The sequence below is a fragment of the Actinopolymorpha sp. NPDC004070 genome (assembly GCF_040610475.1).
Taxonomy (GTDB): domain Bacteria; phylum Actinomycetota; class Actinomycetes; order Propionibacteriales; family Actinopolymorphaceae; genus Actinopolymorpha.
On the sequence record NZ_JBEXMJ010000001.1, the window covers coordinates 426293 to 442849 of the forward strand.

At 69.8% G+C, this 16557-nt stretch carries 10 protein-coding genes; 8 read left to right on the forward strand and 2 right to left on the reverse strand.

The features are described from left to right. Window positions 1-171: 171 nt before the first annotated feature. From ABZV93_RS01970 to ABZV93_RS01980, 3 genes are all read left to right on the forward strand, one after another. On the forward strand, window positions 172-1455 hold the full coding sequence (locus ABZV93_RS01970) for a PspC domain-containing protein (protein WP_354928762.1): 1284 nt from the start codon (window positions 172-174) through the stop codon (window positions 1453-1455). Between the two features lie 11 nt (window positions 1456-1466). Continuing rightward, on the forward strand, window positions 1467-2123 hold the full coding sequence (locus tag ABZV93_RS01975) for a response regulator transcription factor (protein ID WP_277869296.1): 657 nt from the start codon (window positions 1467-1469) through the stop codon (window positions 2121-2123). Between the two features lie 136 nt (window positions 2124-2259). Beyond that, entirely contained in the window at window positions 2260-2607 is a 348-nt protein-coding gene (locus tag ABZV93_RS01980; protein ID WP_354928766.1) for a hypothetical protein, read from the forward strand. Window positions 2608-2648: 41 nt separating this feature from the next. Here the strand turns inward: ABZV93_RS01980 and ABZV93_RS01985 are convergent, their stop codons facing one another. Both ABZV93_RS01985 and ABZV93_RS01990 read right to left on the reverse strand, forming a co-directional pair. Beyond that, window positions 2649-3374, reverse strand: a complete 726-nt coding sequence (locus tag ABZV93_RS01985; RefSeq protein ID WP_354928769.1) for a PIG-L deacetylase family protein — start codon at window positions 3372-3374, stop codon at window positions 2649-2651. Between the two features lie 10 nt (window positions 3375-3384). Continuing rightward, window positions 3385-4182 (reverse strand): winged helix-turn-helix domain-containing protein, encoded by a 798-nt coding sequence (locus ABZV93_RS01990; protein ID WP_354928772.1) that lies wholly within the window; start codon window positions 4180-4182, stop codon window positions 3385-3387. A gap of 384 nt (window positions 4183-4566) precedes the next feature. Here ABZV93_RS01990 and ABZV93_RS01995 point away from each other — a divergent pair, with 384 nt between their 5' ends. From ABZV93_RS01995 to pcrA, 5 genes are all read left to right on the forward strand, one after another. Continuing rightward, window positions 4567-9042, forward strand: coding sequence for a S8 family serine peptidase (locus ABZV93_RS01995; RefSeq protein ID WP_354928774.1), 4476 nt, complete (start codon window positions 4567-4569; stop codon window positions 9040-9042). Between the two features lie 689 nt (window positions 9043-9731). After that, window positions 9732-10640 (forward strand): polysaccharide deacetylase family protein, encoded by a 909-nt coding sequence (locus ABZV93_RS02000; RefSeq protein WP_354928777.1) that lies wholly within the window; start codon window positions 9732-9734, stop codon window positions 10638-10640. Window positions 10641-11029: 389 nt separating this feature from the next. Beyond that, window positions 11030-13165, forward strand: coding sequence for an ABC transporter substrate-binding protein (locus tag ABZV93_RS02005; protein ID WP_354928780.1), 2136 nt, complete (start codon window positions 11030-11032; stop codon window positions 13163-13165). 134 nt (window positions 13166-13299) lie between these two features. After that, the gene (locus ABZV93_RS02010) at window positions 13300-13932 is read left to right on the forward strand and encodes a gamma carbonic anhydrase family protein (RefSeq protein WP_354928783.1); all 633 of its coding nucleotides are present in this window, start codon (window positions 13300-13302) and stop codon (window positions 13930-13932) included. A gap of 123 nt (window positions 13933-14055) precedes the next feature. Continuing rightward, the gene (pcrA, locus tag ABZV93_RS02015; RefSeq protein ID WP_354928786.1) at window positions 14056-16428 is read left to right on the forward strand and encodes a DNA helicase PcrA; all 2373 of its coding nucleotides are present in this window, start codon (window positions 14056-14058) and stop codon (window positions 16426-16428) included. The last annotated feature ends 129 nt before the right edge of the window (window positions 16429-16557 follow it).

The window sequence follows — 16557 nt, forward strand, 5'->3', positions numbered from 1 at the left end:
CCCCTCGGACCTCCGGACCCGACAGGGGGCGTCCCGGTGGCTCCGCGGGCCCGACTCGTGTGACCATCGTCGGGAGGACTGCCCGAGGAGGACCCCATCTTCACCGACCCGAGTGCCGGAATCCTCGGTACCCCCACCGTGGCGGGCGCGCAGGACGCGCCCCCTCGCTGTGTGCGGCGTACCGACGGAAAGGTCATGGGCGGAGTTGCCGGTGGGCTGGCCGACCATCTGGGGCTGCAGCCCATCCATGTGCGACTGGGGTTCATCGGGCTGGCCATGATGGGCGGCTTCGGGCTTCTCCTGTACGCCGCGCTGTGGGTGGTCCTCCCCCAGGACACCGCCGTACGCACGGGCGACCAGCCGGTCGGGGTCGAGGCGGCCACCCGGCAGGGCAAGCGCACCGAGGGCCCGCGCCGCCGCCGCGTGCAGGATCCCGGGCAGCTGGTCTCGATCGCCGTGCTGGCGATCGGCGTGATCGCACTCTTCCCGCACCTGGGCGGGGTCTCCGCGCAGGTGTTCTGGCCCCTGCTGGTCGGCGGCGGCGGCCTCGCGTTGCTGTGGCGGCAGGCCGACGAGTCGCAGCGGGTGCGCTGGACCTCCTCGGCGCCGACCAAGCTGCGCTGGCTGTGGCCGCTGTTCATGACCGGCGGCTGGGTCACCGTCCTGCGTACCGGCGTCGGGCTCCTCCTCGTCATCGTCGCGCTGACGTGGGGTCTGTCCTCGGCCGCCGGGATGAACGCCGTCAACGCCGGGCTCCCGGTCCTCCTCGGCGCCGTGATCGGTCTGGTCCTCATCGCCGGTCCCTGGATGTGGCGGATGGTCGGCGACCTGTCCGAGGAGCGCCGGGAGCGAATCCGTTCGCAGGAACGCGCCGACATGGCCGCGCACCTGCACGACTCGGTGCTCCAGACGCTCGCGCTGATCCAGAAGCAGGCGCACGACCAGCGGGCGGTGGTCCGGCTCGCGAGGTCCCAGGAACGCGATCTTCGCCAGTGGCTGTACGGCGACCAGGAGGACGCCGACGCCACCCTGCGCAGCGAACTGCGGCGGGCGGCGGCGGAGGTGGAGGACAACCACGGCGTCCCGGTCGAGGTCGTGATGGTGGGTGACGCACCTCTCGACCCCGCGCTCACCGCGGTCGTCCGCGCCGCCGGGGAGGCGATGGTGAACGCCGCCAAGCACTCCGGCGCGCCTAGGATCGACGTCTACGCCGAGGTGGAGGAGGACCGCGTGGAGGTCTACGTCCGCGACCGCGGGGTGGGTTTCGACCCCGACCGCGTGGGCGAGGACCGCCTCGGGGTGCGGCGGAGCATCTACGAACGGATGGAACGCCACGGCGGGCGGGCACAGGTCCGCAGCGCTCCTGGCGAGGGCACCGAGGTGCGCCTCGTCGTGGACGACCGCGACGCCAGAGTACGAGCCGACCAGACCAGATCAGGTCAGAGTCGACGGTGAGAGGAAGAACCGTGAGCACGAACCCCGACAGCAGGCGCCGCATCGTCCTGGTCGACGACCACGCGATGTTCCGGACCGGCGTACGCACCGAGATCGGCGCCGCCGTGGACATCGTGGGGGAGGCCGGCGACGTCGACGAGGCGGTGAAGGTGATCCTCGAGACCAAGCCCGAGGTCGTCCTGCTGGACGTGCACCTTCCCGGCGGCGGTGGCGCCGAGGTGGCCCGCCGGGTGCTGGCGACCGACCCGGACGTCCGCTTCCTCGCGCTGAGCGTGTCCGACGCACCCGAGGACGTCATCGGGGTGATCCGGGCCGGTGCGCGCGGCTACGTCACCAAGACGATCACCGGTGAGGAGATCGTCGACGGTGTACGCCGGATCGCCGACGGGGACGCGGTCTTCTCGCCGCGGCTCGCGGGCTTCGTGCTGGACGCGTTCGCCGGCGCCGTCGACCCCGGCAGCATCGACGAGGAGCTCGACCGGCTGACCCAGCGGGAGCGTGAGGTGCTCCGGCTGATCGCCCGCGGCTATGCGTACAAGGAAGTGGCGAAGGAGCTCTTCATCTCGGTGAAGACCGTGGAGACACATGTGTCCTCGGTGCTGCGCAAGCTGCAGTTGTCGAACCGCTACGAGCTGACCCGCTGGGCCACCGACCGCCGCCTGGTGTGATCGCTGAGTCGTCCGGGTGTGATCTGCTTGTCCACCCGGACGGGGACTCCGGTGCGGTGCCGGGCAGTTATTACTACCTGTTGTAGTATCGCGCAGGCACGCGGCCCTCAGCGCTCGGAAGGCAGGCACCGTCACCGTGGAGTTCCTTCGTCACCTGCTCCTGTTCCTCCACTTCGTCGGACTGGCGAGCCTGCTCGGCGGGCTGCTGGTGCAGATGAAGGGCCCCGAGCGCCGGATCCTCCCCGCGGTCCTGCACGGGGCGCTGACCCAGCTGGTGACCGGCGTACTCCTCGTCGGCGTCATCCAGGGCGGCCTCGGCGAGCACGTCAACAACCCGAAGATCGGCGTCAAGCTCCTCGTGGTCCTGGTCATCACCGTGCTGGCCTGGGTCAACCGCAGGAAGCCCACGATCGCCGCCGGGCTGTTCTTCGGGCTCACCGCGCTCACGCTGCTCAACGTCGCGGTCGCGGTCTTCTGGCGCTGACCCCGCTGACCCCCGCTTGACTCTGCCGGCCCGGCCGAGGGTCAGCCGGTCTCCACCACGAAGTAGCCCTCGGCAAGGTGTCCTTGCGGTAGTCCCGCCGCGGCGGCCACCCGGCCGAATCCCTCCCGCAGGCGCGGCTCGAGCTTGTCCGGCTCGGGGTGCTGGCTCCGGTGGGCGTACAGCGCCGCCATCTTCTGGTCGAACGTCTCGGTGACGTCGACGACATGATTGGTGGTCGGGTGGCCCGACAGCCACATCTCCCGGACGGTCCAGGCCGCCAGGCCCTCCTCGGCGAGCTCGGGGAAGGCGTAGGGGTTGCGGGCCGCGGGATAGACCGCCCGCACCGCCGCCTCGCCGGCCGCCAGGTGGTCGGGGTGGCTACGGGCGATGAACGACCAGTCGCGTTCGGGGCTCTGGGTGAGCACGCGGTCCGGGCGTATCTCGCGGATGACCCGGGTGAGCGCGCGAACGAGGTCGGCGTTCACCTCGAGCTCGCCGTCGACCAGGCCCAGGAACCGTACGTCGTGCACACCGACGCGCCGGGCCGCCTCGGTCTGCTCGGCTCGCCGGATGGAGGGGATCTGCGAACGCGGCACGTCGTCCTCGAACCCGCCGGCCTGGCCGTCGGTGCAGATGCAGTAGACGACCTCCAGCCCGGCGGCGGTGAAGTGGGCGATCGTGCCGGCCGCGCCGAAGTCGACGTCGTCGGGATGGGCGGTGACGACGAGAACGCGGCTGATCTGGGAGTCGGGGATGACGGTGGTCACCTCCGAGAACTTACCAAGCCGGGGCCGGAACGTCGGAGCGCACCGGAAGCGTCGTCGGCACCAGCGCGATCCGGTAGCCCACCCCCCGGACCGAGGCGACGGCCAGTTCCGAGGTGACGCCCTGCAGTCGCCTGCGCAGCCGCTTCACCGCGGACGCGACCGCGTCGACGTCCCCGACGTAGGGGCGCCGCCACACCGTCTCGGTGAGCTCCGCGAACGTCCATACGCGGTTGCCGGCACCGGCCAGGGTGGCGAGCAGGTCGAACTGCCGGGCGGACAGCTCGATCGGCCGGGTGTGCCAGAACGCCTCGCGGAGGTCGTGATCGAGCCGCAGCGGACCGAACTCGACCACGCCCGAAGCCGTCGTTCTCGGCTCGCTGTCCCTCTCCCGCGACGGTTCCCGGCCGTGCGCGGGTCCGAGGGTGAGCGGTCGTGGAGCGGGACGGCCCTCGTAGCCGTCGTGGCCGTCGTACGGGTCGTGGCCGAGGTGAGGCCGCCGGCCCGGCGACTGTTCGGGCAGTACGCCGCCCGGCGCGAGAACCCGCAGTGCGCTCTCGGCGTTGGCGACGACCATGACCGCGGTGTCGGCGTTCACGCTGCGGATGATCGACGACCACTGGTCGGGATCGAGGCCGACGCACAGGACGAGGCCGGTGCCCGGCACCGGAACGGTCCGCGTCTGCTCGGAGGTCGTGTGGCCCGGTGAGGTCGGTGCGGGCGTGTGCCCGCCTCCGTCCGCGTCACTCCCGTCGACCGGTCCGGTCGCCTGACCTGTCGGGTCTGCGGCGTCGACGAAAAGGTTCTGCACGTTGCTGCACCCCCCCGGGTGTCGGGTGCCACCGACCGGCAGGCGCAGCCGAAGAAATTCCAGATCACGCCCCCGTTTCGCAAAAGTCTGGCATGTCGGGCTCCGTCTGCGTAAGGGAGGGAACGCGATCAGTGACCTCCCGCGGTTCCGTGCCGGCCACGGAGCCGGACCGCGATCGCGCGGCCACGGCCGGAAACGGCCGGGAACTGGTCGGCGACCCGGAAATGCCCACCGAGCGCCCCGGCTACGCCCTGTCCCGGCCGCCCGTTCCCGAGTTTTCTGCGCAGGAACGTATTGCCCGTGGTGGTCGATCCGTCCGCCATGTCCTCCCTGACCGTCCCGTTTTCGGGCCGGACGCTCCCGAGTCCCCACAAGGAGGGGTACGTGTTCAGACGCAGGGATCGAGCAGGCTCGCCTCACCTGGTGAGCCGCCCGCCGGGCCGTCGCCCGGCCGCGCGACGGTCACTGGTGTTCGCCACCGGTGCCGTGCTCGCCGTACTGGCCGGCCTGTTGGCGCCGGCGGCCGCGGTGGCCGGACAGCCACCCACGACGAAGGCGACGAAGCCCGCGCCGATCAGCAAGGCGGTCCAGACCAGGCTGGCGGCCAAGGGCTCGGCGGACGTGTGGCTGGTCTTCTCCCAGCGGGCGGACCTGAAGCAGGCAACCAAGGTGAAGGACTGGGACGCTCGCGGCGCCGCGGTCGTGAGGGCGTTGCAGGCCACGGCGACGAAGAGCCAGGCGCGGGCGAAGAGCACGCTGAAGGCCAAGCGCGTCGGCTACACGGCCTACTGGGCCGCCAACCGGATCCTGGTGCGCGGTGCGACGTCGAGCCTGACCCGTACCCTCGCCACCCTGCCCGGCGTACAGAAGATCACCGAGACCCGGAGCTGGAAGCTGCCGCCGGCGAAGAAGGTGACCGGCAAGAAGGTCAACGCCGTCGAGTGGGGTGTCGCGGCGATCAAGGCCGACGAGGTGTGGAGCGACTACGGCGTACGCGGTGAGGGCATCACGGTCGCCAACGTCGACACCGGTGTGCAGTACGACCACCCGGCGCTGGTCGGGAAGTACCGCGGCAACCGGGGAGACGGCACCTTCGACCACAACTACAACTGGTTCGACCCGGCCGAGGTGTGTGGTTCTCCGTCGACCGAGCCGTGTGACAACGTCGGTCACGGCACCCACACCATGGGCACGATGGTCGGCGACGACGGCGACGGCAACCAGGTCGGCGTCGCGCCCGGTGCGAACTGGATCGCCGCCAAGGGCTGCGAGAGCGACTCCTGCTCCGACACCTCGCTGCTCGCCGCCGGTCAGTGGACCCTCGCGCCCACCGACCTGAACAACCAGAACCCGCGTCCGGACCTGCGCCCCAACGTGGTGAACAACTCCTGGGGCGGAGGGAACGGATCCGACGTGGACCCGTGGTTCGACGAGATCGTCCGGGCGTGGACCGCGGGCGGCCAGTTCGCGGTGTTCTCCAACGGCAACGACGGTCCCGGCTGTGACACCACCGGCTCGCCGGCGGACTCGCCGTACGCCTTCGGCGTCGGCGCGTTCAACGAGGCCGGGGACATCGCCGACTTCTCCAGCCGCGGCCCTGGCGCGAACGGTGAGATCCGCCCCAACGTGTCCGCGCCGGGTGAGGACGTCCGATCGTCGGTCCCCGGCAACGGCTACGACTACTACAGCGGCACGTCGATGGCGGCACCTCACGTGTCCGGCACCGTTGCCCTGCTCTGGTCGGCCGCACCGGCGCTCGCCGGCGATGTCGCCGCGACCCGCGCCCTGCTGAACGAGACCGCGGTCGACGTCGACGACACGACCTGTGGTGGTACGGCGGAGAACAACAACGTCTGGGGCGAGGGCAAGGTCGACGCCCTGGCCGCGGTCACCGCCGCGCCCCGCGGCGACACCGGTGTGCTGACCGGCACGGTCACCGCCGCCGACGGCGGTGCGCCGATCGCGGGTGCCACCGTTTCGGTGGAGGGGCCGCTGTCGCGGAGGACCACCACCGGCGAGGACGGCACCTACCGGCTCACGCTGTCGGTCGGTGACTACACCGTCTCGGTGCACGCCTTCGGTTACGTCGACCAGACCGCGCAGGTGACCGTCGGCAAGGACGACACGACGACGAAGGACTTCGCCCTCGTCGCCGCACCGTCGCACTCGCTCAGCGGCACGGTGACCGACGCGCGCGGCCAGCCGGTCGCGGGGGTCGAGGTCAGGGTCGAGGGCACACCGTTGCCGCCGGCCACCACCGACGAGCAGGGGCGCTACTCCTTCGACGCGGTGCCGGAGGGCACCTACAAGGTCACCGTCGCCGGTTCGGGATGTATCGCGGCAGAGTCCAAGGACGTCACGGTCGACGGTGACAAGGTGGTCGACTTCTCGTTGGCCGACCGGACCGACGACTACGGCTACCGCTGCGTCGTCGAGTCCGCGGACTACGTCGAGGGTGACACCAACGTGGGGCTGATCGGTGACGACGACGCCGCCCCGATCGACCTGCCGTTCCGCGGCGTGCTCTACGGCGCGGGCTACACCGAGGCCTACGCCTCGACGAACGGCCACCTGACCTTCGCCTCGCCGAGCTCGGACCTGGAGAACTCCCAGATCCCGACCCGAGCCGAGCCGAACGCGGCGATCTACGCGTTCTGGGACGACCTGGTGCTGGACGAGGACTCGGGTCTTTACACCGGCACCTCCGGCTCGGCACCGAACCGCACGTTCGTCGTCGAGTGGCGCAACGCGGGGATCTACGGCAGCGACTCCGACGCCAGGGTGGACGCGGAGATCGTGCTGCACGAGAAGGGCGACATCGTTCTCAACTGGCGCAACATCGACGAGAACGACCCGCTGGAGCGGGGTGCGTCGGCGACGACCGGTATCGAGAACGCCGACGGCACCGACGCCCTGCAGTACAGCTACGACTCGCCGGTGCTGGCGAACGGCAGGTCCGTGCGGTTCACCCTGCCGCCGAACGGGTTCGTCACCGGCAAGGTGACCGACAAGAACGACGGCAACCCGGTCGCGAACGCGACCGTCGACGTCCTGGAGGGCGACACCGTCGTACGCGAACTGAAGACCGGTGCCGACGGGGTGTACTTCGGCCAGGTCCGGGTCGGTGACTACACCCTGCGGGCGAGGGCCACCAACTACGTCGCGCACACGACCGGGGTGTCGATCGCCGAGGGCCAGACCGTGAAGAAGGACTTCGTCCTGGCGACGGCCAGGGCCGAGGTCGACTCACCCGACCTGTCGTGGGTCCTGCCACCGGGTGTGAAGCAGCAGGCCACCGTCACCATCTCCAACACCGGTTCGGCTCTGCTGAGGTGGACCACACTGGAAAGCGGCGGCCAGCGTACGGCGGCGAAGGCGGCGAAGGTTGCCAAGGGCAAGACCAGGGTGAGGGCTGCGGACAAGGACGCCAACGCGAGAACCGCGGCCGGCCGCTACACCAAGGCCGAGCGCGAACGGGCCCGGCCCAGCGCCGCCGGCGACGTGCTGGCGTCCTGGCCGGTCCAGAATGCCGCGGTCGCCTGGGGTGTGGGCTTCAACGGTGACGTCTGGGTCTCCGACCCGGCGAACGTGATCAACCACGAGTTCACTCCCACGGGTGAGCCCGTCCGGTCGCTCCCGGCGGACTGGGCCGGTCAGTGGAACGCCGACATGGCCTACGACTCCCGGCGCGACCGGATGTGCCAGGTCGACGTCGGTGGGGACAACGGCATCCACTGCTGGGACCCGGCCTCCGGTGAGGTGGACTACACGCTCACCGGGTCCCCGTGGACCAACACCTCCCAGCGCGGCCTCGCCTACCGGGCCGACGACGACAGCTTCTACATCGGCGGATGGAACGAGGACGTCCTCTACCACGTCGCCGGGGCGTCGTCCTCGAACCCGGGCGAGGTGCTCGGGCAGTGCTCACTGGACGGTGCGTCGATGTCCGGGCTGGCGTGGAACTCCACGGCCGGGGTGTTGTGGGTGACCACCAACTCGCCCACCGACGACATCCTCGAGGTCAACCCGGACACCTGCGGTGTCATCACCACGCTCGGGTTCCCCGAGGACGACGGCTTCGCCGGCGCCGGCGCCGAGCTCGACCACGCAGGAAACCTGTGGATCACCTCCCAGGTGTCCAACAAGGCCTTCCTGATCGAGACCGGAGTGCCCCAGGCGACCAACGTGCAATGGCTGTCGGAGAAGCCGACGAAGGGCAGCGTTCCGGTCGGCGGTGAGCAGGAGGTCACCGTCACGGTCGACACCACCGGGCTGGAACCAGGTGTCTACCGGGCCAACGTCATCCTGGACACCAACAGCGGCCGGCAGCGCTTCGTCCAGCTGCCGGTGCAGCTGGTGGTGTCGGGCTACTGGAAGGGCGTCAACGCCGGTGGCGACGCCTACACCGACACCAAGGGCCTGCCGTGGGTGGCCGACCAGCAGTACCGTTCCGGCCGGTTCGGCTGGGTCGGTACGTCGACCCTGAACGCCGTCGGCCCGCAGGTGGACATCCGGGGTACCGATGACGACCCGCTCTACCGCGACCAGCGGCAGGGCATGGAGGCCTATCGGTTCGACCGGCTGCCGGCCGGCAAGTACGAGGTCACGATGGACTTCGCCGAGCTGGCCCGCTCGCCGCGGGTGGACTGGCGGATGTTCGACGTGGACGTCAACGGCCAGTGGGCGCTGGTGGGGTACGACATCGCCGACGAGGTGGGCGGCCGCCGGGCCGACACGCACTCGATCGTGGTGGACGTGCCCGACGACGGCGGGGCGTTGCAGGTGACCTTCCACCCGCGGCGTTCGTACCGGCTGCCGGTGATCAACGCGCTGCGCGTCGTCCAGCGGCCCGACCTGTAGGCCGAGCCCTGTCAAGCGCAACCTGACACAACTGCACATGGCCTGACCGCAAGGTGGGGCGGCTCCGGATTCATCCCGGGGCCGCCCTCGGTCGTGTCCGTCGGGCCGCCGTCAATTCCGGCCGGTCACTGTCAACCGTGAGTGGACATTCCAGCCGGGTCGGACAGTGGAACATCGCGGATATCCACAACTACGACTGGTACGACCCGTCGAACGTGTGCGGAACCCCGTCCTATCCGTGTGACAACGTGGGCCACGGGACCTGGACCCACCCGAAGTGCGTTGACGATCGGTGGGCGGTAGGAACGCCGGGCGTGGAAATTGCCGGCAGCGGCCGGACCTGCAGCCGGGTCGTAAACAGGTAACTGTCACACAGAACCGATCGAGGTCCGACAGCGATCGCAACGGCACCGGGCGACCGGGCCGCCCCGATTCCCTTTGACAGAAGGGATCTGTCCTGCCGGTGGTCCCCAGCTCCCGGGACCTGCCGGGACTGTTAACCCCCGTCTTCCTCCTTCACGCTAGGCAGTGACACGGGGGAGTGATGGGCGATGGCTGGAACCCGGGCTGCCGCGCGCTGGCGCGGTTTGGTCGGACGGATTTCCTCACTCGCAAGCGGCCTTTCCGGTGGGCGTGCCACCGTCGGTTCCAGTAGGGGCCGGGGTTCCGCGCTGCGGCGAACGGCGACGGTGGCGGGGATCATCGTCGTCGGGCTGGCACTGGTCAGATGTGCACCGTCGACTCCCGAGGACGGATCGTCCGACCCGCGCCGGCCGACGCCGAGTTCGGTTGCCCGCGGCATGCCGCCGACGGGGCTGCCTCAGCAGACCGCCTCCCCGTCCGGTGACGCGTCACCTGGTGCACCGTCGGGTGAGACCACCTCCCCTGCGCCCACCTCGACCAACTCCACCGATTCGCCCAACTTCACCGATTCGCCCCACTCGACCATCCCGCCCACCTCGCCCGGTGCGACCAGCCGGCCGGTCCTGCCCGGTGACTCCACCGCCGGCACGCCCGACTCGCCGTCGACTCCGGGTCACACCCCGGGGCCGGGAGGAGCCGCGGGCCCGAAGGTTCTGTACCTCACCTTCGACGACGGTCCGAGCGAGTGGACGCCGAAGATCCTCCAGGTGCTCGCCCAGCACAAGGCGAAGGCGACGTTCTTCGAACTGGGCCAGCAGCAGAAGGCGTTCCCGGGGGTCGTCGACCAGGTGCGCAAGGCCGGGCACACCATCGGCAACCACACCTTCGACCACGCGTCGCTGCGGGCGAAGTCGTGGTCGGGGATAGAGGAGGAGATCAAGGGGGGCCCGACCTCGAAGTGCCTGCGACCGCCGTTCGGCGCGGTGAACTCCGATGTCCGCTCGGTCTCGGCCGACCTGAGGTTGCGGGTGGTGCTGTGGGACGTCGACACCCGCGACTGGACCCGCCCCGGGTCGGCCACGATCGCACGGCGGATTGTGGAAGATGCGCGTCCGGGCGCGATCGTGCTCATGCACGACGGCGGGGGCAACCGGCAGCAGACCGTCGACGCACTGGGCGAGGCGCTCACCACTCTGGCCGACCAGGGCTACGTGTTCCGCGCCCTCGACTGCTGATGCCGACCACTGACGTCGACCGCTGACGTCGACCGCTGACGTCGACCGCTGACGTCGACCGCTGACGTCGACCGCTGACGCCGACAACTGACGCGGACAACTGACGCCGGCTGCGGACGCGGGAAGGCGTTCCGCCCGCGCGTGGCGGAACGCCTTCCCGCGTTGGCCTTTGAGTTCACGACCTGAACGTATGGGTGTCCGATCACGGTCGTGACCGATCCTGGTCGCCCAGGGGTTGTCGACTGTCTGCCATCAGGCTCCGACGCTGTCCATGATGGGCCTTCCGGACCTGGCTGTGGCGAGGCGTGTCCGCGCGCTCGTCACTCGTACCAGGTCGCCGAGCCGTGCCGAAGCGGAGCGCGGCTTCGTTCGCAAGGAAGGTGTGACCGATGTTGCATGGCAACGGCGTCAGCAGGCGCGGTTTTCTGTACGGTTCGGCGGTGGCCGCCGGGTCGCTCATGCTGGCTGCATGTTCGGGGGGCGACTCCACCGGCGGTAACGGCGGGTCGGACAAGGCCGCGGGTGGCAAGGCGGGCTCCGGGCAGACGCCCAAGGGTTCGGTGACCAAGCCGCTTCCCCCGCCGAAGAAGTTCTCCGAGGCACCGATGCTGGCCGAGCAGGTCAAGGCGGGCAAGCTCCCATCGGTCGACAAGCGGCTGCCCTCCTCGCCGTACGTCATTCCCCACCGCTGGGCGGAGCCGGGCAACTACGGCGGCCAGCTCCAGATGGTGATCGACGCCAGCAACTCCGGTGCCATCAAGGAGTACTCCTACGGCCACTCGTTGCTGCGGTTCCTCAACGACGGCCTGGACATCGGGCCCGGCCTGGTGGAGAGCTGGGAGTCCAACGCCGACGCCTCGGACTGGACCTTCCACTTCCGCAAGGGGCTGAAGTGGTCAGACGGCCAGCCGTGGACGACCGCCGACATCATGTACTGGTGGAAGGACATGGTGCTCAACACCGAGCACCCGGAGGTTCCGCCGGACGACGTGCGGTCCGGCCGCAACACCGTCGCCACGCTGACCGCTCCCGACGACTACACGTTGCGGATGAAGTTCGACGCGCCCGCACCGATCACGCCTGAGCGCCTCGCGGCCTGGGTCAACCGCGGTATCGGCCCGCAGTGGATGGCGCCCAAGCACGTGCTGATGAAGTACCACCCCACGTACAACAAGAAGATCAAGGGCAAGGACTGGTACGTCAAGCACGACTTGCACCTGGACTGGCAGATCAACCCGGGCTCACCGGTGATGACCGGCTGGTACACGAAGACCTACGACGAGGGCCGCAGCGTCGTCCTGGAACGCAACCCCTACTACTGGGTGGTCGACAAGGAGGGCAAGCAGCTGCCCTACGTCGACCAGGTGCGGTTCACCGTGGTGAAGGACCCGCAGGTCCAGAAGCTGCAGATGAGCAACGGCAGGTACGACTACGTGCACGGCGGCCACACCTCGCTCGTCCTCGGTGACATCTCCGGGCTCAAGCAGGCCGAGAAGCGCACCGGGGTCCAGGTCAGCTTCTGGGACAGCGGATCCGGCACCGGCTCCATCTGCTTCCTCAACTACGACTACCCCGACGACAAGATGCGCGAGGTGATCCGCAAGCCGGAGTTCCGGCAGGCGCTCTCCCACGCCATCAACCGGCCGGACGCGCGCAAGGCGATCTACTTCGACACCGGTGAGGTGACCACCGGGACGCTCAGCCCCAAGGGGCAGATGTTCACCATCAACGACGAGGCGAAGCAGAAGTACACGGAATGGCGCGACGCGTACGTGAAGTACGACCCGGAGAAGGCCAAGTCGATGCTGGACAAGCTCGGCCTGGTGGACAAGAACGGCGACGGCAAGCGGGAGTTGCCCGACGGCTCCAAGCTGCAGATCTCCCTGGACTACCCGGCGGACGCGAGCGCCGAGCACGTCCAGAAGAACAACCACCTCAAGCGGGACTGGGAGGCCGTCGGCGTCAAGACGGTCATCAACCCGGTGCCGCCGGAGGCCTTCGGCGACCGGTGGGGACGCGGTGAGCTGATGACCACCACCGCCTGGGAGGTGGGCGACTGCTCGCCGCTGATCTACCCCGGCTGGGTGATCCCGGTCGAGACCGGCCACTGGGCACCGCTGCACGGACAGGCGTTCGTCATGCAGACCGGCGACCCGAAGAAGATGAAGGAGCAGGAGAACCTCTCGCCGTGGAAGCGGACGCCGCCGTGGATGCTGGCCGAGAAGGGTGACCCGATCGACCGGCTGTGGAAGCTGTACGCGCAGGCCCGGGTCGAGCCGGACAACATGAAGCGGATCCAGATCATGTGGGAGATCCAGAAGATCCACATCGACGACGGCCCGTTCTTCTACGGGATCGTCGCCAACTACCCGCGCATCGTGCTGACCCGCAAGGGCCTGCACAACGTCCCGAAGCGGGAGAACCTCGCGCTCGGCGGATGGGTGAACCCGTGGATCCTGCCATCCCCGGCGGTCTACGACCCGGAGCTGTACTTCTGGGACAAGCCGGAGGACCACAAGGTGTGACGAGTCGGTGAGACCGACGCGGCGCAACTGACGCGGCGAAACTCACGGCGGGAAAGCCCGTCACTCCCTGAACGACGACACCGGAAGGGGGTGGCGGGTTTTCCTGTCCCGGTGACATGGTCGACGATGGCGCAATGCTGATCCGTCACCGAGGGGCCGAGCCGACCGTCCACGAGTCGGCCTACGTCGCCCCCAACGCCACCCTGGTCGGCCGGGTAGTCGTCGGTCCGCGGGCCAGGATCATGTACGGCGCCGTGCTGGACGCCGAGGGTTCCTCGGTCGAGGTGGGCGAGTCCTGCGTCGTCGCCGAGCACGCGGTCCTGCGGGCCAGCGCGATCGGCGACGAGGAGCGCCCGGTCCGGCTGGCCGACCACGTGTTCGTCGGCCCGCACGCGACCGTGCTGGGCTGCACGGTCGAACGCTGCTGCTATCTCGCCGCCGGGGTCACCGTTCTGCACGGCGCCCGCCTCGGTCCGGGCGCGTGCATCGCGGTCGGCGCGCTGGTGCACGCCCGTACGCACGTACCTGACGGGTTCTTCGTACCCCCGCACACCCTCGCCGCGGGAGACCCGGCCCGGGTGGTCACGCCCGACCAGCGGGACGAGGCCGCGGCGGCGGTGCGCGACGCCGACTTCGCGGCCGCGGCGTTCGGGGTGAGCTCCGGCTGGGAGGACAGGCTGCAACGGTACGAAGCGGCCTCCGAGGCCCGCTCGGCGGAGTTCGCCGCCCACCTCGACGACGAGCCGCTGACACCGGACTCGCCGTAGGGCGGTCTCGCCGGTCTCGGTGGGCGGGGCCCTGCTTGGGGCCCGCTCGCCGACCGGGCCATACGGACATGTCCGGCCTGTCGGGTGGCGGTGTCGGCGGGCACTCGTAGGCTGGGCCACACGATGAGCGCCCTGTCTTCGCACACCCACCAGATGACCGACTCCGACGCCACTGCCCCCACGGCTTCCGACGCGAAGTCCCACGGCGAGTCCGCCGCCCGGCCCGGCCGGGCCGGGGACGGCGACGACGCGTCCGCCCGGCGTCCCCGGCACGATCCGGAGACGCTTCTCGAGGGGCTCAACCCCTCCCAGCGGGCGGCGGTCGTGCACGAGGGACACCCGCTGCTCGTGGTGGCCGGCGCGGGGTCGGGCAAGACCCGGGTGCTCACCCGCCGGATCGGGTGGCTGCTGGCCGAGCGGGGTGCGCGGCCGAGTTCGGTGCTGGCGATCACCTTCACCAACAAGGCGGCGGGGGAGATGCGCGAACGCGTCGCCGAGCTGGTGGGGCCCCGGGCGGCCGCGGCGATGTGGGTCTCCACGTTCCACGCCTCCTGCGTGCGCATCCTGCGCCGGGAGATCAAGCGGTTCGGGATGTCCTCGTCGTTCTCGATCTACGACGACGCCGACTCGCGCCGGCTGATGACGCTGGTGTGCCGCGACCTCGACCTGGACTCCAAGCGCTACAACCCGCGTTCGGTGCTCAACTGGGTGTCCAACCTCAAGAACGAGCTGATCGACCACGAGGAGGCGGCGCGCCGCGCCGAAAACCACCTCGAGCGCACCTTCGCCGAGTGTTACGGGCTCTACCAGCAGCGCCTGCGCGAGTCCAGCGCCCTCGACTTCGACGACATCATCATGACCACGGTGCACCTGCTGCAGGCGTTCCCCGAGGTCCGCGAGCACTACCGCCGCCGGTTCGCGCACGTCCTGGTCGACGAGTACCAGGACACCAACCACGCGCAGTACGTCCTCGTCCGCGAGCTGACCAGCGCCGACGGCGACGGGCCGCACGGCGAGCTCATGGTCGTGGGTGACGCCGACCAGTCGATCTACGGCTTCCGCGGCGCGACCATCCGTAACATCCTGCAGTTCGAGGAGGACTTCCCCGACGCGCGGGTGATCCTGCTCGAGCAGAACTACCGCTCCACCCAGACGATCCTGACCGCCGCCAACGCGGTGATCAGCCGCAACGCAGGTCGCAAGGCCAAGAACCTCTGGTCCGACGCCGGCTCCGGAGAGTCCGTGGTGGGCTACGTCGCCGAGGACGAGCACGACGAGGCGCAGTTCGTCGCCGAGGAGATCGACCGGCTGGGCGACCAGGGCGCGGCCCAGCCCAAGGACGTCGCGGTCTTCTACCGCACCAACGCACAGAGCCGGGTGTTCGAGGAGATCTTCATCCGCGTCGGCCTGCCCTACAAGGTCGTCGGCGGGGTCCGCTTCTACGAGCGCCGCGAGGTGCGGGACGCGCTCGCCTACCTCCGGCTGCTCGCCAACCCCGAGGACACCGTCTCGCTGCGCCGGATCCTCAACGTCCCCAAGCGGGGGATCGGCGACCGTGCCGAGGCGTGCGTGGAGGCGTTCGCCCAGCGTGAGCGGACCACCTTCTGGCAGGCGCTGCGCCGCACCGACGAGGTGCCCGGCCTGGCCACCCGCTCGGCCAACTCCATCCGTGGCTTCGTGACGATGATCGACGAGCTGGTGGCAGCGGTGGCCGAAGGAATGCCGCCCGCCGACCTGCTGGAACAGGTGCTGCACCGCAGTGGCTACCTGAAGGAGCTGGAGAACTCTCCCGACCCTCAGGACGAGACCCGGGTGGAGAACCTCTCCGAGCTGGTGGCCGTGGCCCGGGAGTTCACCGAAGGGGCGGTGGCGGAAGGGGTGCCGGCCACCCTCGCCGACTTCCTCGAGCGCGTCGCCCTGGTCGCCGACTCCGACCAGATTCCCGACGGCGAGGACAACGGTGGGGTGGTCACGCTGATGACCCTGCACACCGCGAAGGGCCTGGAGTTTCCGGTCGTCTTCCTCACCGGCCTGGAGGACGGCGTCTTCCCGCACCAGCGATCCCAGAGCGACGCCAAGGAGCTGGAGGAGGAACGCCGGCTCGCCTATGTCGGCATCACCCGTGCGCGCAAGCGCCTCTACGTCTCCCGGGCCGTCGTCCGCAGTGCGTGGGGGGCGCCGCAGCACAACCCCGCGTCCCGCTTCCTCGACGAGATTCCCGCCGAGCTGGTGGAGTGGCGTCGTACGGAGGCCGACCAGATCTCATGGGGGTCGAGGTCGGTCAGCAGCCGGCGTACCGACCGGCAGGCCAGTCGGCCCGGGCAGCGGCCGATCGTCGCGTTGTCGGCCGGTGACCGGGTGGTGCACGACACCTTCGGCATGGGATCGGTGGTGGCCACCGCGGGCCAGGGAGACAACGCCGAGGCCACGGTCGACTTCGGGTCGGAGGGCGTCAAGCGGTTCCTGCTCCGCTACGCGCCCCTGCAGAAGCTCTGACGACGCATCTGACGACGCATCTGACGACGCATCCGACGGCACTGCCGACGGCAGAGGAGAGAAGGCCGCTGCGCTGACGTGAGGTCAGCGGAGCGGCCTTCCACCGTGGATCCGTGTGGATCCGCGGTG